Here is a 22,087-nt window from a genome sequence, read left to right on the forward strand (position 1 = left end):
TCGCCCGGAACCCTGCCCGCACGGGCCTTAGGAGAAGAGGACGATGGAAGCCGACGACCTGACACCCGAGGCCCTGCGTGAACTCCGGGCGCCCCGGCCCTACCCGGTGGTCTCGCTCACCCTGCCGACGCACCGCCGGGAGCCGGACAACGCGCAGGACCCGGTCCGGCTGCGCAATGTGCTGGCCGAGGCCGAGCGCCGGATCGACGCCGACCCGGACATCGCCCGGCAGGCCAGGATCGACCTCAAGGCCCGGCTGGCCAAGGCTGCCGCCGAGGTCGACCTGCGGCACACCGAGGAGGGGCTGGTGCTCTTCGCGACCACCGCCGACCACCGGGTCTGGACGCTGCCCCGCGAGGTCCCGGAGCGGGTCGTGCTCAGCGACACCTTCCTGACCCGCAACCTGGTCGCCGCCAAGGCCCAGTTCCGGCCGTACTGGGTGCTGGTGCTGGCGGGCGACCGTGCGACGCTCTGGAGCGGCGTGGGCGAGTCGCTCTCCGAGCACCGGGCGGACGGCTTCCCGGCCGAACCCGAGGCGCTGGAGTGGGACGTGCAGCACGAGGAGCGGGTCGGCGACCGGCCCAGCACTTTCCAGGACGAGGAGACCCGGCGCTTCCTGCGCACGGTCGACGTCGCACTCGGCGACCTGCTCACCACCGACTCCCGCCCGCTCTACCTGGTCGGCCTGCCGCAGGCGGTCGGGCTGATCGAGGAGGTCGGCTCGGCCACCAAGGGGGCGGCCGGCCGGGTGCTCAGCGGCGGGCTGGTGAACGGTCCCGACCGGGTGCTGCGCGAGGAGCTCCGTCCGGCCCGGGCCGCGTACGCCGGGCAGGAGGCCGAACGGGTGGCCGGTCTGCTGGACGAGGCGCGCGGCCGGAAGACCTTTGCGGCCGGTCTGGACGAGGTCTGGGAAGCGGTCCGGGAGAGCCGGGTCAGCCTGGTCGCGGTCGAGGAGCACTACCAGCAGACCGTCCGGCTGACCGAGGGTCATCTCGCGGCGGTGGGCGCCGAGGCGGTGGCCGAACCGGGCAGTTGGGAGCGCGGTGTGCGCGAGGACATCGTCGACGAGCTGGTCGAGGCGGCGCTGGACCAGGGCGCCGAAGTGGTCTTCCTGCCCGACGATGCGCTGGCCGACCACGAGCAGATCGCGGCGGTGCTCCGCTACTGACCACCCGTCCGGCCCCGGTCACCGTACGGTGTGGCCGGGGCCGTGGCGTGTGTCCGGCGGGCATACTGGAACCCCGGCCGCAGCGAACCCACGGGAGTCACGGGACATGGGGCTGACAAGCCACGGCGTGCTGATCCTGGCGGCGGTCATGGCCCTGCTGCTGCTGTTCGGCACGGTCTGGTACTGGCCCCGGTTCGCCGCGCAGACCTGGCGTGCGGTGCTCGGCCGGATCGGGGCGCTGCTCGCCACCCAGCTCGCAGTGCTCTGCACGCTCGGTCTGCTGGCCAACAACTACTTCGCCTTCTACAGCAGTTGGGACGACCTGCTGGGTACAGGGGAGCGCGGCGCGGTGAGCGTGACCGGGCAGCAGGGCGAGCCGGGGCCCGGTGCGATTCCCAGTGCGAGTCCCGGTGCCACGGCGGCCGCGGTCGCGGAGCCGCCGGCGCAGCCGGTGCAGCGGCTCGGCCGGGCCGACGTGGACAGCGGCGGCCGGGGCCGCGAGCCGAGCCGGGTCGGCGAGATCGAGGAGATCCGCATCCCGGGGCCGTCCACCGGTCTGAGCACCGACGGCTACGTCTACCTGCCGCCGCAGTACTTCCAGGCCGAGTACGCCGAGCGGAAGTTCCCCGCCGTGATCGTGCTGACCGGCTTCCCCGGCGACGCCAAGAACCTGATCACCCGGCTCAACTACCCGGGAACGGCGCTGCAGTTGATGACCGGCGGTCGGATGCAGCCGACCGTCCTGGTGCTGATGCGGCCGTCCCCGGCGCTGCCCGCCGACAGCGAGTGCGAGGACATCCCGGGCGGCGTGCGGTCGGAGACGTACTTCGCCAAGGACGTCCCCCGGGTGCTTGCCGCCTCGTACCGGATCTCCACCGGCCCGAAGGCCTGGGGCATGGTGGGCAACTCGACCGGTGGGTACTGCGCGCTCAAGCTGACCATGCGTCACCCCGAGGTCTTCCCGGCAGGGGTCTCCATCTCGGGCTACTACCGGGCCGCCGAGGACGTCTCCACCGGTGACCTGTTCAAGGGCAGTCAGCAGCGCCGGAACGAGGCCGACCTGATGTGGCGGCTGAAGTCGCTGCCCGGGCCCCCGGTCGCGGTGATGCTGGCCGGCAGCCGGGAGGGGGACGGCGACTACCAGCGCGACACCGACGCCTTCGAGGCCGCGGTCCGCCCGCCGATGACCGTCGCCACGGCCTCGGTGCCCACCGGCGGCCACAACTTCCAGACCTGGACCAGGCTGCTGCCGCCCGCGCTGGAGTTCCTGTCTCAGCACCTGGCGCCCTGACCGACCGTCGGCCGGGGCGCCAGGTGCTGCGGCGGTCAGCCGAGCGGTTGGACCAGCGGGTCGTCGACGGCGAACGTGGCGGCGCTGCCGCCGGGTTGGACCCGGAGCCGGAGTTGGCTCGCCGCCCCCGCACCGGTGGTCAGCCGGGCGGTGGCCAGCTTCACGTCGTCCAGCAGGACGTCGTAGGTCCCGGCGGCCGGGTGCAGGAGCAGCGCCACCCGCAGCCAGACGCCCGGTGGGTAGGCGAACGGGGCGTCGGCCCAGCTGCCGTTGTCGGTGAAGGCCGCGCTGCCGTTCGCCGCCAGGCTGAACTGCGCCACCGGCGCCCCGGCCGCGTCCAGCAGGTGCACGCCGAGCGGCGCCGTGGTCTGCCCGGCCCGCAGCCGGAGGTCCACCCGGGTCTCCCCGGTCGCGGCGGCGAACGAGCGGGTTGCGGTGACCTCGGCCGCGCTCTGCCGGGCCAGCAGCAGCGCCGAGCCGTAGCCGCCGGACGGGTCGGCGCCGACCACGGCCCCGGCGGCCGGTCCGGTGACGGTCCATCCGGCGGGCGCCGCGCCGGCCGGATCGGTGTTGAAGGTGGCGGCCAGGCTCGGGGCGGTGACCGCCGGGCCCTGGTAGGCGCCGATGTTGACGGCGCCGGTGGCCGGAACGGGGTTGCCGAACCAGTCCAGGCCGCCGTTGCCGGCCACCGCCGTGCCGGTGCCGAGCGCAGAGGAGCCGGCCGCGAGGCGGTAGCCCCACGGGTCGGCCAGCTCCCGGCCGGAGAGCAGCGGGGCGCCGGTGATGGTGTCGGTCGCGCCGCCCGGGGTCGGCACGGCGTAGAGGACGTTGTGGTCGATCTTGAAGGCCGGGTCGCTGAGCGTCCAGCCGACGGTGCCCGAACTGCCGTGCTTGGCCACGATGTTGTCGGTGAACCGGACGTCCAGCGCGGCCGTGGTCCCCTCGGTGACGATCTGCTGGCTGATGCCGTCCGCCAGGTAGATGGTGTTGTTGTGGATCTGACCGTTCTTCAGCGCGCCGGGGCAGATCTGGAAGCCGCGGGCCCGGTCGTTCACCGAGACGTTGTACCGGATGGTGAAGTTGCTGGTCGGGGTGTTGTACGGGCAGAGCAGGAAGAAGCCGCCCTCGTTGTCGTGCGAGTAGTTGTACTGGAACAGCACGCCGTCGGTGGAGTGGTCCACGTCGTAGGCCATGCCGTCGCTGGTGGTGCGGCCGCCGGAGGTGTCGTTGTACTGGAACGTGACGTCGACCGAGTTCGCGGTCCACATCCCGGCGTTGGGTGATCCTGAACGGACGTTGAAGCCCTGGAGCAGGTTGCGCTCGACCAGGGTGTGCTGCCCGGTCATCGGGGCGATCCCGTCACCGCCGATGTCCCAGAGCCGGTTGCCCCGGATCACCAGGTCGGTGGAGGGGGCCCAGGCGGCGGAGCAGAGGCTGTTCCAGAACGCGGCCAGCCGGGTGTTGCGGCACCAGTTGGACCACGTGTAGATGCCCTGGCGGTCCACGGCGTGGATGCGGTTGTCCAGAACCTGCAGCCCGGCGAACGCCGTTGGCGTGGTGGAGCCCTGGGCCTCGATCACGATGCCGCCGGAGGCGTCGGCGTACTTGCCGGTGCCGGCGCCCGCCCCGGTGACGGCGGGCAGCTTGCCGCGCACGTCGTGGATGTCCAACCCCTGGAGCACGATGCCGGGCAGGGTGCCCGCGTCGGTGGCCCGGACGTAGACACCGCGCCGGGAGGTGGTGTTGTCGCCCGGGGCGCTCAGGTCGAGGTTGCGGAGTTCGACGTACGCCTGGTCGGCGAGCAGCACGGCCTGGGCGCCGCCGTTGGCGTTCACCGCAGGGAGCGCCCCGGTGCCGTACGCGTCGATGGTGATCGGCGCGGCCGCGGTGCCGGAGCCGACCGGGGCCAGGGTGCCCAGGCAGGTGCTGCCGCGCTTCAGGCGGATCGCGCTACCTGGCTCCAGCGCAAGGGAGTTGACGGCGGCGAGGGTGTTGTACGGGGCGGCCTGGCTGCCGGTCCCGTTGGTCGCGGCCGAGCAGTCGACATAGTTGGTGGCGGGCGCTGCGGCGACCGGGGCCGCCAGGGTCAGCGGGAGTGCGGCGGCGACTGCGGCGGTGAGCAGCCGCACGGTGCGGGGCAGGGACATTCGCCCTCCTGGGTACCGGACATGGGTCTCTCCTTCGGTGGGAAAACCCTCAGCGCAGCAGCGCTTCGGGAAGCATGGCGGTCATGCCGCCGTCCACGGCGAGGCAGGCGCCGTTGACGAACGACGCCTCGTCACCCGCCAGGAAGGCCACCGCGCGGGCGACTTCGGCGGCGGTGCCGAACCGGCCGAGCGGCGCGGCCCGCAGCATCGCCGCGCTCAGCTCCGGGTCGGTCCAGACCTGGCGGTTGCGTTCGACCGGGACGAAGCCGGGTGCCACCGCGTTGCAGCGCACCCCGCGCCGCCCCCACTCGACCGCCGCCGCCCGGGTCAGCGCGAGCAGGCCCGCCTTGGCGGCCGCGTACGCGGCGAAGCCGGGGACCGCGCCGAAGGCGTGCGGCGAGGCGAGGTGCACGATCGAGGCGGGGGTGCCGGCCGGCAGGGCGCGGACGAATGCGGCGTCGAAGCGGCGGGCGGCGGTCAGGACGGTGCCGAGCATGGCGTCCCAGGCGTCGTCGGCCAGGTCGTCCAGGGGCGCGCGGGTGTCCGTGAAGGCGGCCTGGACCAGGACGGTGGCCGGTCCGCCGAGAGCTTCGGCGGTGGCCAGCGCGGCCCGGACGGTGCCCGGGTCGGCGACGTCGCCGTGCACCGGGGTGATCCCGGCTGCTGCGGCGACGGGCGCCAGGTCGACCGCGACCAGCGCCTCGGGCAGGGTGGGGCCCTGATGGCCCGTCGGCTCGCCGAAGATGCGGTTCACGCAGGCGGGGTAGTAGNCCGGCTGCTGCGGCGACGGGCGCCAGGTCGACCGCGACCACCCGGGCGCCGCGGGCCGTGAGTTCGGCGGCGACGGCGGCACCGATGCCCTGGGCGGCGCCGGTGACGATCGCGACCCGGTCGGCGAGGGGGTGCGGGTGGTTCATCGGCTGCTCCGGTCGAGGTCTCCGCCGGTGGCGGGAGTCGGTGAGGTGATCGTCCAGTGGGCGGGGTCGAGGTCCAGGCCGAGACCCGGGCCCTCGGGCGGAGTGATCCAGGGGCCGTCCGGGCTCTCGGCCGGGCTGACCGAGTGGCGGCGCCAGCCGGCCTCGCCGAACGCGAACTCGCTCTCCACCGACGGGCCGAGGGCGATGGCCAGGTGCAGCCCGGCGGCGGTCGCCACCGGTCCCGAAGGGCTGTGCAGCGACACTCCGGCGCCCGCCGCGAGCGCCTCCTCGGCGAGCCGGCGGGCGGCGGCCAGGCCCCCGGCGTGCTTGACGTCGGGGAGCAGCCAGGCCAGCCGACCGCTGCGTAGGGCGGCCCGGACCTGGCCGGGCTCGGCGGCGAACTCCCCGCCCGCCAACGGGGCGATCCCCGCCGCGTGCACGGCCGCCAGAGCGGCCGGATCGTCCAGCGGCACGGCGTCCTCCAGCCAGCGCAGCCCGAGGTCGGTCAGCTCACCGGCGGCGCCGAGCACCTGGTCCACCGTCAGCAGCCCGTGGACGTCCACCATCAACTCCGCCCGGGGAGCGGCCAGTCGGACGGCCCGGGCCCGGTCCAGGCCACCGCGCAGCCGCTCCCCGGGTGGCAGCCCGTCGAACGGCGCGCACTTCAGTGCGGTGTATCCGGCGGCCCACGCCGCCGCCGCGACGGCAGCGAACTCCTCGGGTGTCCGGTGCCGCAGCGCCCGGTTGAGGTTGGCGTACCGGTGCACGGGGCGGGCCGACGGCCCGCCCAGCCACCGCCAGAGCGGCTGCCCGGCCCGCCGGGCAGCCAGGTCGGTGGCGGCCTGCTCGAGACCGCCCCGGACGGTGTGCACGGCGAACGCGTCGGAGCCCACTGCCAGTCGGTCCAACTCGGCCAGTACGGCGGCGACTTCCATGCCCTCCGCCAGTCGGGCCGCCACGCACGGCCAGAGCCGGGCTGCCCCGGTCCCGGCGTCGGAGTACTCGCCCAGACCGGTCACCCCGTCCCGGTCCCGTAGGCGCACCACGTCCCACCGGGTCCGAGCGGAGACTCGGACGGTCGCCAACTCGACTGCGATCACCGAGGGTCACCGGCCCCGGCATGGCCGAGCGGGTCCGAGAACCAGGCGTCCAGGAAGACGGCGGCGGCGGAGAGCACCAGGGAGTGCTCGCCCAGCCCGGACGGGACCAGCCGGTCGGCGGCGGCCGGGCCGAGGGCGCTGTACCGCACCAACTCGGCCCGGGCGTCGGGCAGGTACTCGGGGGTGAGCAGCGGACCGCCCGCCAGCACCACCAGTTCGGGGTTGACCAGGTCCAGCAGGGTGGCCACGGCCCGCCCGATCCAGCGGGCCCGGGTGCGGAGCAGCCGAGCCGCCGGCAGGCTGCCGTGCTGGGCCCGCCGGACCAGTTCCTCGTACGGGTCGTCGGGGCTCACCAGGCCCTGCTGCGCGGCGAGTCGGAGAATCGAGTGGTCCGCCAACGCGGCCTGCAGGCAGTCTTGGTGGCCGCCCTCGCAGGGTGCCCCGCGCAGCCCGGGCAGCCGCAGATGGGTGATGCCACCGGCGGCGGAACGCGGGCCGTGGTGGATCTGTCGGGCCACCGTGAAGGCGGCGCCGACCACGTTGCCGACGAAGAGCTCCAGCAGGCTGTCGGCCCGTTGCCCGGCCCCGTACCAGCCCTCCGCCAGGGCGAGGGCCCGGACCAGGCCGTCCAGCCGGACCGGCGGGTCCAGCCGGGCAGTCAGCTGCGCCTGCAGCGGTACGTCCCGCCAGCCGAGCGGGCCGTGCTCGACCACGGTGCCCGCCTCGGTGTCCACCCAGCCGCCGGTGCTGACTCCGACGCCGAGCAGTCGGCGGGTCGGCTGAGCAGTCGTCAGAGTGCCGATCGCGTCGGCCAGTTCGGCGACGACGTGGTCGGGATCGGTCGAGCCGCGGGGGAGCACCAGCTGAGCCAGTACCTCGCCGCGCAGGTCGACCAGGCCGAGGGTGGTGCGTAGCAGGCCGATGTGCACCCCGGCCACGGCGGTGGTGGCCAGCGGCAGGTCGAGCGGCACCCGGGGGCGGCCGGTCTCGGCCGGTCCGGGCACGGCGGGCAGCTCGACCAGCTGGCCGGCGGCGGCGAGCCGGGCGGTCAGGCGGGAGACGGTGCCGGCGGAGATCCCGGTGAGTTCGGCGATCCGCAGCCGGGGGAGCGGACCGTGCGCGAGGACGGTCCTGACCACGGCCGCGGCGTTGCGACGGGCGGCCTCCGCAGGCACCGCGCGGGTGGAGGAGGGCGTCATCGGTTGGCGCTCCGATCGGGTGGCGCGGGGCCCGGCGGCAGGCGCCGGGCCGGTTAATTTCATGGTGAAAGTTAGTGGTGAGGGCAGGTCGGGACAACCCCGGGGGGTGGATCGCCATCGGCCGCAACGCAGCGCAACATTCTCGCAACACCCGCTCCCAGCAGGCGAGATGGTGTTTGACAGCGCGGCTTCCGGTCACCACGATGTGCCCAGGACCCGCAGCTGACGATTCGAAGGAGGGGCGATGACCGCCATGTGCCGTGCCGTGCCCCCCTCCTGTCGCTGCCGCCGCTCCTCCTGACGCTCCGTCGTCCGCTCTTCCTGCCGCCAGGCCGGTTTCCGGGCCGGCCGTCGCATCCCGTCGTTACTTTCGCTCCGAAACAAACCGGGCACCTCCCTCCGAAGGAAGCACCATGACCTCGCTCTCCCGCCGCTCCCTCCTGCGCGGCTCCGTCGCCGCGGCCGGCCTGCTCAGCCTGGCGGCCTGCCGCTCGGCGGCCGAGAGCGGCGACGGTGCCGCCGCCTCGGCGGGCCCGCGCCGGGGCGGCACGCTCAGCCTGGCCACCACCATCGACTACACCCCGAGCCTGCTGTTCGCGCAGAGTGCCAACACCCTGGTCCAGCGGCTGGTCTTCAACACCCTGACCAGGTACGACGACCAGCTCCGCCCGCAGCCGGAGCTGGCCACCTCCTGGCAGCCGGCCGCCGACGGCCGCAGCATCACCTTCAAGCTCCGGGACGACGTGCTGTTCCACGACGGCCGCAAGTTCACCGCGGACGACGTGATCTTCGCCGTGAAGAACCTCCAGAACCCGGTCCGGTCCGCCCAGTTGCGGTCGACCGCGGCCACCGTCACGGAGTTCAGGAAGAACGGCGACCACGAGCTGACACTGGAGCTGGCGCACCCGGTCAGCAACCTGTTCGACCTCTTCGAATTCATGATCATCACGGACTCGGCCACCGTCGAGGACGCGGTCGCGGGCAAGCAGCTGATCGGCACCGGGCCGTTCCGGTACGGCAAGCGCACCCCGGGCTCCTCGATCACCTTCACCCGGAACGAGAAGTACTGGAACCCGGGCCGCCCCTACCTGGACGGTGTGGAGATCCGGGTGATCCCGCAGGCCGACTCGCTGGTCTCCTCACTGAAGACCGGTCAGAGCCACCTCTCCTATCACGTGCCCGGCAAGGACCTGGCCGGGCTGAAGGGCAGCGGGCAGTTCCAGCTCCGCCCGTACGACACCGGCTCCGGCGCCTACTACATCGGCGTCAACGTCAGCGCCGAGCAGGTCAAGGACAAGCGGGTCAGGCAGGCGATCTCCTGGGCGGTCGACCGGGAGCGGCTGGTGCAGCAGGCGCTCGGCGGCTACGGCCTGCCCTCCGCCGCGCCGTGGCCGAAGTCCTCGCCCGCGTACAGCGACGCCAACGCCACCCACTACCGCCACGACCCGGCCAAGGCACGGGAGTTGCTCAAGGAGGCCGGAGTCTCCGGTCTCACCCTGCCGTTCGCGCACTCCAACACCCCGGACGGCACCGCGATCGCGCAGATCCTCCAGCACGACCTGAAGCAGGTCGGGATCGAGACCGAGCTGCAGCCGACCGACTCGCCGACCATGCAGAAGCAGCTCATCTCGCAGACCATGCCCGCGCTCTGGACGCTCAGCCACGGCTTCGCCCAACTGCACCCGGCCACCCTGGCGGTGAGCGCCTACCCGTTCAACGAGGCGAAGAACAGCTCGCACTTCTCCTCGCCGGGCTACACCGACATCGTCCAGCGCGCCTGGAAGCGCCCGGACAGCGACAGTGCCGAGGCCAAGGCGCTCTACCAGCAGGTCACCGACACGCTGCTGGACGAGGCGTTCGTGATCGACCTCGCGATCGGCGGCCAGATCGAGGTGGCCGGGACCAAGGTGCACGGCGCGACCCTCAACAAGTTCAACTACCTCAACCTCGACGACGCCTACCTGACGGTCTGACGGATGCGTACCTTCCTGCTCAGGCGGCTGCCCTCCGGGCTGCTGGTGCTGCTGGCCGCCTCCTTCCTGATCTTCCTGATCCTCCGGCTGATACCGGGCGACCCGGCCACCAGCCTGGCCGGTCCGGACGCCGGGCCCGAGGCGGTCGCGGCCATCCGGGCCCGGCTCGGGCTGGACCGGCCACTGCTCGGTCAGTACCTCGGCTGGCTCGGCGACCTGGCCACCGGCCGGCTCGGCCCGAGCTACGCGATCGGCGGCGAGGTGGCCGACCTGATCGGCGACAGCCTCGGCGCCACCGTCGAACTCACCCTCGGCGCCCTGCTGCTGGTGATCCTGCTGGGCCTGCCGCTCGGGGTGCTCGGCGCGACCGTGCGACGGGGCCCGGTGGCGGTCGCCGTCCGGGCGCTGACCACCACGGTGCTGGCGATCCCGCCGTTCGTCACCGGCGTGGTGCTGGTGCTGGTCTTCGCGGTGACGCTCGGGCTGCTGCCCGCCGGTGGGCACGAGTCGATCCTCGACCAGCCGGACCTGGGCGTGCAGTACCTGCTGCTGCCCGCCCTCTGCCTGGCGCTGCCCAGCGCCGCGATCCTCGGCCGCTACCTCAAGGACGGCCTGGAACGCGCGCTGGCCGAGGACTACGTCCGCACCGCGACCGCGCTCGGGATCTCCCGGCGCCGGATCGTGCTGCGGCACGCGCTGCCCAACGCGCTGCCGCCCGCGGTCACCGTGCTCGGCCTGCAGGTCGGCCAACTCCTCGGCGGGGCCGTGCTGGTGGAGGCGATCTTCGCCTGGCCCGGCCTCGGTCAACTGGCCGAGCAGGGCGTGCTGCGCCGGGACTACCCGGTGGTGCAGGACCTGCTCCTGCTGCTCGTCGCCGTCTACGTCGCGGTCCAGCTGGTCACCGACCTGGTGTACACCTGGCTGGACCCCCGGATCAGGTGGGAGTGACCATGACCACCCTCGCTGTCGGCCTGCGCCGACGCCGTCTCCTCCCGGCCGGTCTGCACACCCTCCGGGGCACCGCCGGGGTCCTGCTGGTGGGCGTGGTGGTGCTGGCCGGGCTGCTCGCCCCGCTGCTCACCGACGCCGACCCGCTGGCCCAGAGCGGGCTGGCCCTGGCCGGGCCGAGCGGTGCCCACCCGTTCGGCACCGACGACCTCGGCCGGGACCTGTTCAGCCGGGTCCTGCACGGCATCCGCACCGACCTGCTGATCAGCGTCACCGCCGTACCGGTGGGTGCGGTGCTGGGCTGCGCGCTGGCCCTGCTCGCGGCCACCTCGCGCGGGGCCGACGTGGCCGTACAGCGGGTCTTCGACCTGCTGCTGGCCTTCCCCGGCCTGATCCTGGCACTCGCCGTCACGGCGGTGCTCGGCCCCGGCCGCTGGCCGGTGGTGATCGTCATCGCGCTGGCCGAGATCCCCGGCTTCGGGCGCCAGTTGCGGGCCGGCATCCTGGTCCAGCGCGAGCGCGAGTACGCCCTGGCGGCCCGGGTCGGCGGCGCCTCCCGGGCCCGGGTGCTGCTGCGGCACGTGCTCCCGAACGCCGTCGACCCGCTGATCGTGCAGGGCGCGATCGCCTTCTCACTGGCCGTCTTCATCGAGGGTGCGATGAGCTTCCTCGGCGTCGGCGTCCGCCCCCCGGAGCCCTCGCTCGGCGGCATCCTCAGCCAGTCGATGGCCTACCTCTCCACCCATCCCGGCTACGCTGCCGCCCCGCTGCTGGTGGTGACCGCCCTGGTGCTCGGCCTGACGCTGATCGCCGAGGCACTGAACGAAGGGATCCGTCGATGAGTGCGGTACTCCAAGTACGGGATCTCAAGGTCGAGTTCGACGGAGTCGAGGCGGTGGCCGGGGTCGGGTTCGAGCTGGCGGCGGGGGAGACGCTGGGGATCGTCGGCGAGTCCGGCTCCGGCAAGTCCACCACCGCGCTCGCGCTGCTGCGGATGCTGCCCGCCGGGGGCAGGATCTCCGGCGGCTCGGTCGAGCTGGACGGCCAGGACCTGGCCACCCTCGCCGAGCCGGCGCTGCGGTCGGTGCGCGGCCGGCGGATCGCGATGATCTTCCAGGACCCGATGTCCTCGCTCAACCCGGTGCTCACCGTCGGGCGCCAGCTGGACGAGGCGGTGCGCGCGCACGGCTCGGCCGCCAAGCCCGAACGCGCTTCTCGCGCAGTCGAGTTGCTCGACCTGGTGGGTATCCCGGATGCCGCCCGGCGGCTGCGCGACCACCCGCACCAGTTCTCCGGCGGCCAGCGCCAGCGCATCATGATCGCGCTGGCCCTGGCCGGGGACCCGGAGGTGCTGGTCGCCGACGAACCCACCACCGCGCTCGACCCGACCGTCCAGCAGCAGATCCTCCGGCTGCTGGAGCGGATCAACCGCGAGCGCGGCACCGCCCTGGTGCTGATCAGCCACGACCTCGGCGTGATCGCCCAGACCTGCCGCCGGGTGCTGGTGATGCACCAGGGCCTGGTGGTCGAGCACGGCCGCACCGAGGACGTCCTGGACCGTCCCGAACACCCGTACACCAAGCGGCTGCTGGCCGCCGTGCCCCGACTGGCCGAGCCCTCCACGGCCGCCGCCAACTCCACCCCGGGCCCGGAACCGCTGCTCACCGTCACCGGCCTGGCCAAGACCTACGGCCCGCGCCGCCGCCCGGTCACCGCGCTGGGCGGTGTCGACCTGGTACTGCACCCGGGGGAGACCCTCGGGCTGGTCGGCGAGTCCGGCTCCGGCAAGTCCACCCTGGCCCGCGCGCTGGTCCAGGCGCACGCTCCCTCCGCGGGCGAGATCCGGTACCGGGGCGAGCCGCTGACCCGGTCCCGGGCCGCCCGGCGGGAGATCCAGCTGGTCTTCCAGGACCCGTACTCCTCACTCAACCCCCGGATGACGGTCGGTCAGATCCTGGCCGAACCGCTGATCGCGCACCGCCTCGGCGACGCCGCCGAGCGGGCCGAGCGGGTGGGCGAACTGCTCACCCAGGTCGGCCTGGAGCCGGATGCGGCCGACCGCCACCCGCGCGCCTTCTCCGGCGGCCAACGCCAACGGATCGGCATCGCCCGGGCACTGGCACCCCGGCCGAGCGTGCTGATCTGCGACGAACCGGTCTCCGCGCTGGACGTCTCGGTCCAGGCCCAGGTGCTCGACCTGCTCTCCGGCCTGCAGCGGGAGCTCGGGCTGGCGATCCTGTTCATCGCCCACGACCTGGCCGTGGTGCGTCAGGCCAGCCACCGGATCGCCGTCATGCACCGGGGGCGACTTGTCGAGACCGGCCCCGCCGACCAGGTCGTCACCGACCCGCAGGACCCCTACACGGCCGAACTACTGGCCGCCGTACCGCAACTGAACCACCGGAGCCCCGTATGACCAGCACCCGCCGCGACCCCTACGCCGGCTTCCCCGGCACCGTCGGCCGCACCTTCCGCGACTCGGCGGCCGCCTGGCCCGCCCGCGTCCGGGCCCGGACCGGCGCGCCCAACGTCGTGGTGGTGCTGATCGACGACATGGGCTACAGCGACATCGGCCCGTTCGGCTCGGAGATCCCCACCCCCACCCTGGACCGGCTGGCGGGCAACGGTGTCCGGCTGGCCAACTACCACACCATGCCGCTCTGCTCCCCGGCCCGGGCCGCGCTGCTCACCGGCCTCAACCCGCACCGGGTGGGCTACTCCTTCGTCGCCAACGCCGACCCCGGCTTCCCCGGCTACGGCATGGAGGTGGCCGGGGACATCCCGACCCTGGCCGAGCTGCTGCACGACAGCGGCTACGCCACCTACGCCGTCGGCAAGTGGCACCTGACCCGGGACTCCGCCTCGAACGCCGCCGACAACCGGGCCAACTGGCCGCTGCAGAAGGGCTTCGACCAGTACTACGGGGTGCTGGAGGGCCTGACCAGCCTGTTCCACCCACACCAACTGGTGCGGGACAACAGCCCGTTGGACATCGACGAGCTGCCCGACGACTACTACTACACCGACGACATCACCGACCAGGCGATCGCCATGGTCAAGTCGCTGCGCGCACACGACGCCGAGAAGCCGTTCTTCCTCTACCTGGCCCACAACGCCGTGCACGGCCCGCTCCAGGCCAAGCCCGAAGACCTGGCCAGGCACCGGGGCCGCTACGACCAGGGCTGGGACGAGCTGCGCGCCGCCCGCTTCGCCCGCCAGCTGGCCGCCGGGCACTTCCCGGCCGGCACCAGGCTGCCCGAGCGGAACGGCGAGGCCGGGCACGACGTCCGACCGTGGGACGAACTCTCCGAGGTGGAGCGGAAGTTGTACGCCCGCTACATGGAGGTCTACGCGGCGATGGTCGACAACGTCGACCAGAACCTCGGGCGGCTCACCGACACCCTGGCTGCGCTCGGCGAGCTCGACAACACCATCATCCTGTTCACCTCCGACAACGGCGGCACCGGCGAGGGCGGCGCGGAGGGCACCCGTAGCTACTTCAGCCGCTTCGTCCACCACCCGAGGCTCCCCGCCGACTGGAATCCGGACGTCGAGCGCGAGATCGACCTGATCGGCGGCCCGCAGAGCCTGGTGCACTACCCGCGCGGCTGGGGGATGGCCTCGAACACCCCGTTCCGGCTCTACAAGGGCCAGACCTACGCGGGCGGCGTGCGCGTCCCCTTCGTGCTCTCCTGGCCGGCCGGACTGCCGCGCGCCGAGGGCGACTCGGGGGTGCGCGAGCAGTACCAGTACGTCACCGACATCCTGCCCACCCTGCTCGAACTGGCGGGCCTGGAACGGCCGGTGGAGCGTGCGCGGCAGCCCGTCCAGGAGTTGGACGGCATCAGCTTCGCCTCGGTGCTGCGCGCGCCGGAGGCCGAGTCCACGCACGCCGAGCAGTACTGCGAGATGACCGGGAACCGCAGCTACTACCGCAACGGCTGGAAGCTGGTCACCCTGCACCGCCCCGGCACCCCGTACGACGACGGCGAGTGGGCGCTGTACGACCTACGCACCGATCCGACCGAGATCGACGACGTCGCGGCGGAATTCCCGGAGGTGGTCAAGGAGTTGGCCGAGGCCTGGGAGGACGCCGCCTGGCGGAACGGGGTCTTCCCGCTGGCCGACCACTCCGGTGCGCTGGCCCTGCGGCACCCCGAGGACGCCCGGCTGCGCGCGCCGCTCACCCTGCTCGCCGGGACGCCCGAGCTGGAGCGTTACCGCTCCTCGCGGCTGATCTCGTTCCGCTCCTTCGACGTCCTGGTGGATCTTGCCGATCACGGCGCGGCCGACCAGGGCGTGCTGGTCTCGCACGGCGACCAGGGCGGCGGCTACAGCCTCTACGTCGAGGGCGGGCGGCTCCGGTTCGCCTACAACCAGTACGGCGAGCTGTTCGAGGCGGACGGCGGTCCGCTGGCACCGGGCGCCCGGGCGGTCGGCCTGCGGGCCACGGCGGTGGCCGACCTGAAGTGGGAGTTCGAGCTGCTGGTCGACGGCGCGGTGACCGGGCGGCTCGGCCCGGTGCACCAACTCATCGGGATGGCACCGTTCCAGGGCATCAGCGTCGGGGTGGACCGCAAGTCCCCGGTCTCCTGGCCGGTGTACGAACGGCACCGCAGCTTCCGCTACACCGGTGGCCTGCGCGCGGTGACGTACGTACCGGGCGAGCCCGCTCCGTACGACCCGGAGACGGTGGCGACGGCCCTGCGGGAGGCGGCGGCCGCCTTCGAGTGAGGCCGACTCAGGCCTCGGCCTGCAGCGTGCCGGTGTGGAGTTCGCCGACGCGGCCGCCCTCGCCCTCGTACGTCCAGAAGGCGCGGACGGTCATCGCGGTCAGGTCCATCACGTGGCTGACGGTGATTCCGCTCTTCTCCGTCCAGCTGACGAAGTAGATGTGCGGGGCGACCTGGGCGACGTGCAGCTTGACGTCCTCCCACTGGCCGGCCGACTCGCCGAGACCGTCCCAACGCAGCCGGAGGCCGTCCGCCGAGTAGGTGTTGCGGAAGGCGGCGCCGTTGTCGACCTGGAACAGGTAGGTGTGGCCGGCGAACGCGGGCAGCTGCGCGGTCATGGGTCCTCGTCTGGGTGAAGCGGCAGGTGGGTGCGGTCGCCGTGACCGCACCCACCCAACCTATCGGACCGTCCGGCCGTTGACCGGCTTACTTGAGGTACGGGCCGTCCGTGCCGACCTTGCCCGGGGCGGCGTTGCTGCCGCCGAGGTCGAGCACGTACACCCGCAGGTTGCCCTTGCCCGCGGCGGCCACCGAGAGGGTGCCGTTGGAGACCACCTTCACGTCACCGGTGACGGCGTCCTTGTAGGTGCCGTTCGGAATCCCGGTGTAGGTGGCCGCGTTGGTGACCGCGACCAGCGCGAAGCTGTCCACGCCGCCCGCCGTGTAGCGGCGCTTGAAGGCCATGTCGCCGGTCACCCCCTGGGTGGAGTACTGGCCCTGCTGGAGCGCCGGGACCGCGCGGCGGATCTGGTTCAGCCGCTGGAGCTGCTTGACCAGCGGCTGCTGGAGCGTGGTCGCCACCGCGCCCGAGGCCGAGGAGACCACCGAGAAGTCACCGGCCGTCACCTCACCGGCCACCTTGTCGCCGTAGTACGCGCGGCCGGTGCCGGCCAGCGGGCAGGTCGGGCCGCAGTCGATCTGCTTCCCGGCCTGGAACTCGATCTCCGAGCCGTAGTACAGCGTCGGGATGCCTCGGAAGGTCCACATCAGCGCCATGTTCTCGGCCCAGGCGTCGGTGCCGCCGGCGTACCGGGTGCTGGACTTGTTCGGGCCGAAGTCGTGGCTGTCCACGTAGACCACGTTGTACGTCGGGTCGTTGGTGGAGTCGTCGGAGTCCTTGCCGTTGTTGAAGGCGTTCGAGGCGTCACCGAAGTTCATGTGCATGCGCATGTCGATGATGTTCATGCCGCTGAACTGGCTCTTGTCCGGGGCGTGGTAGGCGTTCCCGTTCAGGAAGGCGTTGTTGGAGACCGGCTGGTTGCCGGTGCCCATGGTGTTCTCGTAGGTGAACTGGTCGAGCGCCGCCTGCACGTCGTCCGAGGTGTACTCCCTGCGCTCCTTCCAGGTGAAGAACTGGGCGGAGTGGTTGACCGACCCCCGGTTCCACCGGTCGTTGACGAAGGCGCCGACCTCACCGAAGACGAAGAAGTCCGCCGCCTTCGCGGTGCCGAACTTCCGGCTGACCTCCTCGTAGATCGCGGGCAGGAAGCGGCGGTTCCAGGTGACCCGGGGGATGTGCACGGCGGTGTCGATCCGGAAGCCGTCCACGCCCATGTCGATGTACTTGTTGTACGCGCCGATCAGGTACTGCTGGACCACCGGGCTCTCGGTGTTGAAGTCGGCCAGGTCCTCGTGCAGCCAGCAGGAACGGGAGTCCTCGCCCTCCCAGTTGCCGATCCAGCACTGGTGGTAGAGCGCCTTGGGGAACATGCCGGTGGTGGCACCGGGCCACTGGCAGTTGTAGATGGTGTAGCCCTCGGGGCTCTTCGCGCCGGTCGGCTTCCCCCAGTTGAGGCAGGTGTTGCCGCTCGGCTCGGCGGTCGACCAGAGGTCGCCGTTGTAGTACGACTTGCCGGAGACCGGGTCGACGGTGAGGCCGTCGTACTCGAAACCCGCGTTCGGGGCGTCGTAGTACCAGCTCCACTGGGTGTCCCGGACGCCGTAGACGGTCGGGGTGAACAGGCCCTTGGCGCCCCAGCGGGAGCTGTGGTTGTAGACCACGTCCTGGTAGATCTTGATGCCCTTGGCGTGGGCGGCGTTGATCAGGTCCTGGTACGAGGCGCCGGCCGACTCGAGGCGTGCGTCGACCTTGTAGAAGTCGTAGCCGTGGTAGCCATGGAAGTCGTAGTCGGAGCGGTTGAGCACCACCGGGGTGATCCAGATCGCCGAGAAGCCGAGGCCCTTGACGTAGTCGAGCTTCTGCACCAGGCCCTTGAAGTCGCCCCGGAACATCGGGTCGTTGTTGGCCGCGTTGCCGGACTTCACGTCCTGGCTGCCGCCCCGGTTGTTGCTGCTGTCACCGTCGTTGAAGCGGGCGGTGAGCACGAAGTAGATCGGGTCCTTGCGCGGGTCGCCGCCCAGCGGCGTACCGCCCGCCGGGGTGGGCTCGGCCGTGCCGGTGGTGGCGCAGGACTCGGCCGAGGCGGCGGAGAGGTTGCCCGCCGCGTCCCGGGCCCTGACGGTCCAGCAGTAGGCGGTGGTCGCCTCCAGCCCGCTCTGCGAGTACACCGTGGAGCCGGTGTCGACGACCGAGCTGCCCTTGGTGCCGCCGGTGCGGGTGATCTGGTAGCCCGTCACCCCGATGTTGTCGGTGGCCGGGTTCCAGGTCAGCACGGTGCCGGTGCCGGTGCCGGAGGCGGTGGCGCTCACGCCGGTGGGGGCGGTCGGCGCGGTGGTGTCCGGGACGACGGCGGCGCACGGGTCGGTGGCGGTGGCCGTCACGGTCTTGTCCCTGACGGTGCTGTTGCCGCTGCCCAACTGGTAGTTGGCGCCGTTGTTGTTGTCCCAGACGCCGTTGCCGTTGTTGAAGGTCGCCTGCCAGGTGGTGGCGCTGCCCAGGCTGACGGTCTCCTTCACCCAGCCGGTGCAGGCGGGCTCCATGCCGACGCCGGGGCTGGTGGTCCAGCTGCCGCCGGTGGGAGCCCAGTGCAGGTTGACGGTGGACCAGCCGACCGTGGTGGTGGCGTACCAGACAGTGGCGGCCGTGCCGGGCTGGGGCGTCGGGGTCGGCGTCGGTGTGGGGGTCGGGGTCGGGGTGGGGTCCGGGGTGGTGCTGCCGCACGGGTCGCTGTGGGCCACCACGCCGTCCTTGACGGTGACCGCTCCGGTGCCCAACTGGTAGTTGGTACCACCGTTGTTGTCCCAGGTGCCGGAGCCGTTGTTGAAGGTCGCCTGCCAGGTGGCGGCGGTGCCCAGGTCCACGGTCAGCTTGACCCAGCCGGTGCAGGCGGCGGCGAGCCGGGTGCCGGGTGCGGTGGTCCAACTGCCGCCGGTGGCGGCCCAGTGCAGGTAGTACGCCGACCAGTTCTTGCTCGCGGTCCAGTAGAAGACCGTGGCCGAGGTGGGGGTGGCGGCCGCGCACGGGTCGGTGGTGCTGACCTGGCCGCCGGTGACGGCGCTGATCCCGCTGCCCAGTTGGTAGTTGGCGCCGCCGTGGTTGTCCCAGACGCCGGAGCCGTTGTTGAAGGTCGCCTGCCAGGTGGTCGCGGTGCCCAGGTCGACGGTCTTCTTGAACCAGCCGGAGCAGGCCGCGTCCATCGCGGTGCCGGGCGAGGTGGTCCAACTGCCGCCGGTGGGAGCCCAGTGCAGGTTGACGGCCGCCCAGGTGGCGGTGGGCTTGTAGTAGACGGTGGCGGTGGTGGCTGCCTGCGCGGTGATCGCGGGCAGCAGGGCGGCAACCAGTCCGGCGACGATCGCCAGGACGGCGAGCAGCGGATTTCGGTGACGGGGACGGTGACGGCGGCGTGCGGCTTTACGGTCCACGGATGGACTCCTCGAGGCCTGGTGGGTGGGGGAGAGAGCACCCGGCGACAGCACAGAGCCTGGGGAGGGCACTGCGGCGCACGCCACCGACCGGGAGTTGACGCTCCATCTTGCGCAAGTTTCCGCAAGATGTTTCAGGGAGCGTACCCGGCTGTAAATCACCCGTAAAGAGCCGACGCCAGGTCGGCGGGGACGACAGCGCCGCCCGTCCTCGGGGTGCGAGGGCGGGCGGCGAGGTGAGGGGTGGTCAGCAGCCGAAGTTGACCTTGTAGAAGGTCGCGTAGTGGTCCGAGGTGTAGTAGTCCTCGTGGTAGACCTTGCCGGTGACGATCCGTCGGGCGCCGCGGGTCGAGACGTTCGGCGTCTTGACGGTGTACTCGTGGTAGTAGCCGTACGACTGGCTGGGGAGCACGCCCTCCCGGTTCTGGAAGACGATGCCGTCCTGGCTGTACGGGAACGGGCCGCCCGCGTCGATCAGGCGGATGGTGTCCCGGCCCTGGCTCGGCAGAGCGGTGTAACAGATGTTGCCGCTGACCGTGGCGGAGGCATCGGTGGCGAACACGGCGGTGGGGGCCAGGGTGACCAGGCCGACGACGGCGACGGAGGCGGCGCGAGTCTTCAACGCGCGTAGATTGATTCGCATGGCAGCAAGTGTGAGGGCATGTCAGGTCCCTGCGGAAGTGTCTCGGCAACACTTCACCCACGCGTAACTCCCTTGGCATTCAGGTGACTTGTGGTCGACCGCCATGTGTCGGACGTGCCGGATGTGTGTCCGTGACATGGGGGGATCGGGGCCCCGCTCCTACGGTGTCCTGACCCCCACCCCTGGAGTCGCCGTGAAACGCCTGCTGGTCGTCCTGATCACCATTGCCGCGCTTGCTCTCGGGCTCGGCCCGGCGGTCGCCGCACCGCCCTCGTACCTCCAACTGGAGGCCACTTTCGGCCAACCCGGCAACGGCTGGGCCAAGGTGGAGCGCTACTACGACTCCACCCCGGGCTTCCGCACCGAGCAGTACCCGACCGACGGGCGCGGCGACCAGGACGGCGCCCGGCTGACGTACTTCGGCGGTGTCAAGCGTCCTTCCTCGGCCCGCTTCCTGCTCTACTCCGCGGCCGGCTGGAACACCGGCACCGGTTCCGCCGTGCTGCTCGTGCACGGCGCCAACGACAACGCCGATCGGGCCTGGGGCAACCCCGCCGAGGGCGGCAACTGCGGTGCGTCCAGCTGCCCTTCGACCGGGTTGGCGCAGCAGCTGGCCGCCGCCGGGCACCGGGTCTTCGCGGTCAACTTCGCGCACAAGCACGGTGACAACCTGATGCAGGCCCAAGTGGTGGGTGACGCACTGGCGTTGATCCGGGACCGGCTCGGGGTGGCCCAGGCGGACGTGGTGGCCTGGAGCAAGGGCGAGGTGGCGGCCCGCAGTTACGTCTCCTCGGTCCGCCCGTCCTGGGGCCGTGCCTACGCCGGTGACGTCCGCCGCCTGGTCACCCTCGGCGGCCCGCACGGCGGTCTCGACTACGTCTACGCCCACGGCTGGAGCTTCTCGCTGGCCACCTGGCCCGCCTGCGGCGGTACCGCCAACGCGCCGTCCCCGCACCTGTACATGACCTGCTACGGCAGCTACACCGCGCAGCCCTGCCTCGGCGTGCTGCCCACCGGCGGCTACGACTGCTACCCCGGTCAGCGCCAACTCCTGGCCCGCTGGGACGGGTTGTACGGTGTCGACCAGCTCACCCAGGACTGGTGGACCACCTACTACGGCGGCCAGGGCTACTACACCTCCGGCCAGGGCATCCAGGCCGCCATCGACGCCGGCTCGCTGATCAGGCCGCTGCAGCAGGCGGGCATCCCGGCGAGCGTCCCCACCTACCTGCTGACGGGCGGCTCCGCCGACCTCCCCGGCCTGCTGAACGAGAACCGCGGGCCCAGCGACGGCCTGGTCTTCACCGCCAGCGCCCTCGACACCACCGGCATCGGGACCGTCGCCGCCACCAAGCTCGTCTCCGGCCTCAACCACCTCGAACTCGGCTGGGCCCCGGCCGCCGCCACCCAGATCACGGCCTGGCTGGCCTGACCCGGTCCGCGGTCGGGTAAACGTCGTGTGAGCGAGGTCTCGTTGTCGATGGGCGGACGACCTGCCTAGCCTGCATGGAGCCGTCCGCATCTGCGCGGACCCCGCCGCCGGGACGCCGAGTCCTGCCCACCCGGTGTCGGGTACTCGATCACCGAAACATGGGCAGGAGCGGGGGAACCAGGTCAGTCTGCGGTCCCCCCTGCTCCGGTGCGGGGGGTCGCTCGGGGTGAAGCCGCTCCCACAGCGGCCGGGCGATTCCTCTCGCCCGAACCCGACAGCTCACCTCGTAGGCGTCGCAGAGGACCTGCCCATGCGCATCGCCCTTACCCCCGCACGCCTCGGCGCGGCCGCCCTGGTCGCCGTACCGCTGATCGCCACCGGCCTGGCCGGTCAGGCCCAGGCCGCCACCTCGGTGACCCAGGACCGGCTGACCCCCACCTCGATGGCCGCGAACACCGCGACCAAGGCCGGCCTGACCGTCCACTCCAGCGCCTGCTTCACGGCCAAGACGCTCGGCGTCGGCGTCCGTGACGCGGTCGGCCGGAACCTCGACTTCCCCGGTAACGCGAGCAACGTCCAGATCTGCCCGAGCGGCGTGAACTTCACCAGCGCGGCCCGGACGCTGCCCGCCGGGACGTACACCCAGTTCGGCTTCTGGCAGGACTATTCCGGTGGCTGGCACAACCTGCCCTCGCAGAAGCTGACCGTCGGCAGTTCGGTCACCCCCACGCCCACCCCCACGCCCACCCCCACCCCCACCCCCACTCCGACCCC

13 protein-coding genes, 3 pseudogenes and 1 riboswitch are annotated in these 22,087 nt (G+C 72.2%); of the genes and pseudogenes, 8 read left to right on the top strand and 8 right to left on the bottom strand.

Translation table 11 applies throughout. The features are described 5' to 3' along the window. Positions 1-43 precede the first annotated feature (43 nt). Positions 44-1,168, top strand: a complete 1,125-nt coding sequence (locus ASC99_RS34750; RefSeq protein WP_057239663.1) for a hypothetical protein — start codon at positions 44-46, stop codon at positions 1,166-1,168. Positions 1,169-1,274: 106 nt separating this feature from the next. Continuing rightward, complete coding sequence (locus ASC99_RS34755) at positions 1,275-2,459, top strand: esterase family protein (RefSeq protein WP_057239664.1); 1,185 nt, start codon at positions 1,275-1,277, stop codon at positions 2,457-2,459. Between the two features lie 35 nt (positions 2,460-2,494). On the opposite strand, the gene ASC99_RS34760 is transcribed toward ASC99_RS34755, so the two are convergent. The 5 genes and pseudogenes from ASC99_RS34760 to ASC99_RS34775 all read right to left on the bottom strand — a co-directional run bounded on the left by ASC99_RS34760 (position 2,495) and on the right by ASC99_RS34775 (position 7,822). Continuing rightward, entirely contained in the window at positions 2,495-4,606 is a 2,112-nt protein-coding gene (locus tag ASC99_RS34760) for a right-handed parallel beta-helix repeat-containing protein (RefSeq protein WP_057239666.1), read from the bottom strand. A 49-nt stretch (positions 4,607-4,655) separates the two neighbouring features. After that, the gene (locus ASC99_RS42445) at positions 4,656-5,360 is read right to left on the bottom strand and encodes an SDR family NAD(P)-dependent oxidoreductase (RefSeq protein WP_057239668.1); all 705 of its coding nucleotides are present in this window, start codon (positions 5,358-5,360) and stop codon (positions 4,656-4,658) included. A gap of 17 nt (positions 5,361-5,377) precedes the next feature. Beyond that, a pseudogene (locus ASC99_RS42450) lies at positions 5,378-5,523 on the bottom strand (SDR family NAD(P)-dependent oxidoreductase); the annotation flags it as partial. Next, the gene (locus ASC99_RS34770) at positions 5,520-6,623 is read right to left on the bottom strand and encodes an enolase C-terminal domain-like protein (RefSeq protein ID WP_057239670.1); all 1,104 of its coding nucleotides are present in this window, start codon (positions 6,621-6,623) and stop codon (positions 5,520-5,522) included. The pseudogene ASC99_RS42450 and the gene ASC99_RS34770, both read right to left, overlap by 4 nt. Next, the gene (locus tag ASC99_RS34775; RefSeq protein ID WP_057239671.1) at positions 6,620-7,822 is read right to left on the bottom strand and encodes an ROK family protein; all 1,203 of its coding nucleotides are present in this window, start codon (positions 7,820-7,822) and stop codon (positions 6,620-6,622) included. Before ASC99_RS34775 ends, ASC99_RS34770 begins: the two co-directional genes overlap by 4 nt. Positions 7,823-8,235: 413 nt before the next feature. Here ASC99_RS34775 and ASC99_RS34780 point away from each other — a divergent pair, with 413 nt between their 5' ends. The 4 genes and pseudogenes from ASC99_RS34780 to ASC99_RS42455 all read left to right on the top strand — a co-directional run bounded on the left by ASC99_RS34780 (position 8,236) and on the right by ASC99_RS42455 (position 15,477). Further along, a complete protein-coding gene (locus ASC99_RS34780) occupies positions 8,236-9,795 on the top strand; it encodes an ABC transporter substrate-binding protein (RefSeq protein WP_057239673.1) in 1,560 nt (519 codons plus the stop codon). Positions 9,796-9,798: 3 nt separating this feature from the next. Continuing rightward, positions 9,799-10,743 (top strand): ABC transporter permease, encoded by a 945-nt coding sequence (locus ASC99_RS34785; protein ID WP_057239675.1) that lies wholly within the window; start codon positions 9,799-9,801, stop codon positions 10,741-10,743. Between the two features lie 2 nt (positions 10,744-10,745). Then, complete coding sequence (locus tag ASC99_RS34790; protein WP_057239677.1) at positions 10,746-11,585, top strand: ABC transporter permease; 840 nt, start codon at positions 10,746-10,748, stop codon at positions 11,583-11,585. Beyond that, positions 11,582-15,477, top strand: a pseudogene (locus tag ASC99_RS42455) (dipeptide ABC transporter ATP-binding protein). The gene ASC99_RS34790 and the pseudogene ASC99_RS42455 overlap by 4 nt, the downstream one beginning before the upstream one ends. A gap of 7 nt (positions 15,478-15,484) precedes the next feature. Here the strand turns inward: ASC99_RS42455 and ASC99_RS34805 are convergent. The 3 genes from ASC99_RS34805 to ASC99_RS34815 form a co-directional block, all read right to left on the bottom strand. Further along, on the bottom strand, positions 15,485-15,814 hold the full coding sequence (locus ASC99_RS34805) for a phenolic acid decarboxylase (RefSeq protein WP_057239683.1): 330 nt from the start codon (positions 15,812-15,814) through the stop codon (positions 15,485-15,487). 88 nt (positions 15,815-15,902) lie between these two features. Next, positions 15,903-19,238 carry a carbohydrate binding domain-containing protein gene (locus ASC99_RS34810; protein ID WP_235502948.1) on the bottom strand — a complete coding sequence of 1,112 codons (3,336 nt, stop codon included), beginning with the start codon at positions 19,236-19,238 and terminating at the stop codon, positions 15,903-15,905. Positions 19,239-19,485: 247 nt separating this feature from the next. After that, the gene (locus ASC99_RS34815; protein WP_057239685.1) at positions 19,486-19,881 is read right to left on the bottom strand and encodes a ribonuclease domain-containing protein; all 396 of its coding nucleotides are present in this window, start codon (positions 19,879-19,881) and stop codon (positions 19,486-19,488) included. Between the two features lie 193 nt (positions 19,882-20,074). Here ASC99_RS34815 and ASC99_RS34820 point away from each other — a divergent pair, with 193 nt between their 5' ends. Both ASC99_RS34820 and ASC99_RS41580 read left to right on the top strand, forming a co-directional pair. Further along, the gene (locus tag ASC99_RS34820) at positions 20,075-21,313 is read left to right on the top strand and encodes a triacylglycerol lipase (RefSeq protein WP_200948507.1); all 1,239 of its coding nucleotides are present in this window, start codon (positions 20,075-20,077) and stop codon (positions 21,311-21,313) included. A gap of 139 nt (positions 21,314-21,452) precedes the next feature. Further along, positions 21,453-21,621: riboswitch (cyclic di-AMP (ydaO/yuaA leader) on the top strand. 2 nt (positions 21,622-21,623) lie between these two features. After that, positions 21,624-22,087, top strand: a pseudogene (locus ASC99_RS41580) (hypothetical protein); the annotation flags it as partial.

Source organism: Kitasatospora sp. Root107 (assembly GCF_001424875.1).
Taxonomy (GTDB): Bacteria; Actinomycetota; Actinomycetes; order Streptomycetales; family Streptomycetaceae; genus Kitasatospora.

Coding starts and splice junctions, on each gene's coding strand:
- ASC99_RS34780 (WP_057239673.1), top strand. CDS start 8,236: ATGACCTCGCTCTCCCGCCGCTCCCTCCTGCGCGGCTCCGTCGCCGCG.
- ASC99_RS34750 (WP_057239663.1), top strand. CDS start 44: ATGGAAGCCGACGACCTGACACCCGAGGCCCTGCGTGAACTCCGGGCG.
- ASC99_RS34815 (WP_057239685.1), bottom strand. CDS start 19,881: ATGCGAATCAATCTACGCGCGTTGAAGACTCGCGCCGCCTCCGTCGCC.
- ASC99_RS34760 (WP_057239666.1), bottom strand. CDS start 4,606: ATGTCCCTGCCCCGCACCGTGCGGCTGCTCACCGCCGCAGTCGCCGCC.
- ASC99_RS34785 (WP_057239675.1), top strand. CDS start 9,799: ATGCGTACCTTCCTGCTCAGGCGGCTGCCCTCCGGGCTGCTGGTGCTG.
- ASC99_RS34775 (WP_057239671.1), bottom strand. CDS start 7,822: ATGACGCCCTCCTCCACCCGCGCGGTGCCTGCGGAGGCCGCCCGTCGC.
- ASC99_RS34805 (WP_057239683.1), bottom strand. CDS start 15,814: ATGACCGCGCAGCTGCCCGCGTTCGCCGGCCACACCTACCTGTTCCAG.
- ASC99_RS34755 (WP_057239664.1), top strand. CDS start 1,275: ATGGGGCTGACAAGCCACGGCGTGCTGATCCTGGCGGCGGTCATGGCC.
- ASC99_RS34790 (WP_057239677.1), top strand. CDS start 10,746: ATGACCACCCTCGCTGTCGGCCTGCGCCGACGCCGTCTCCTCCCGGCC.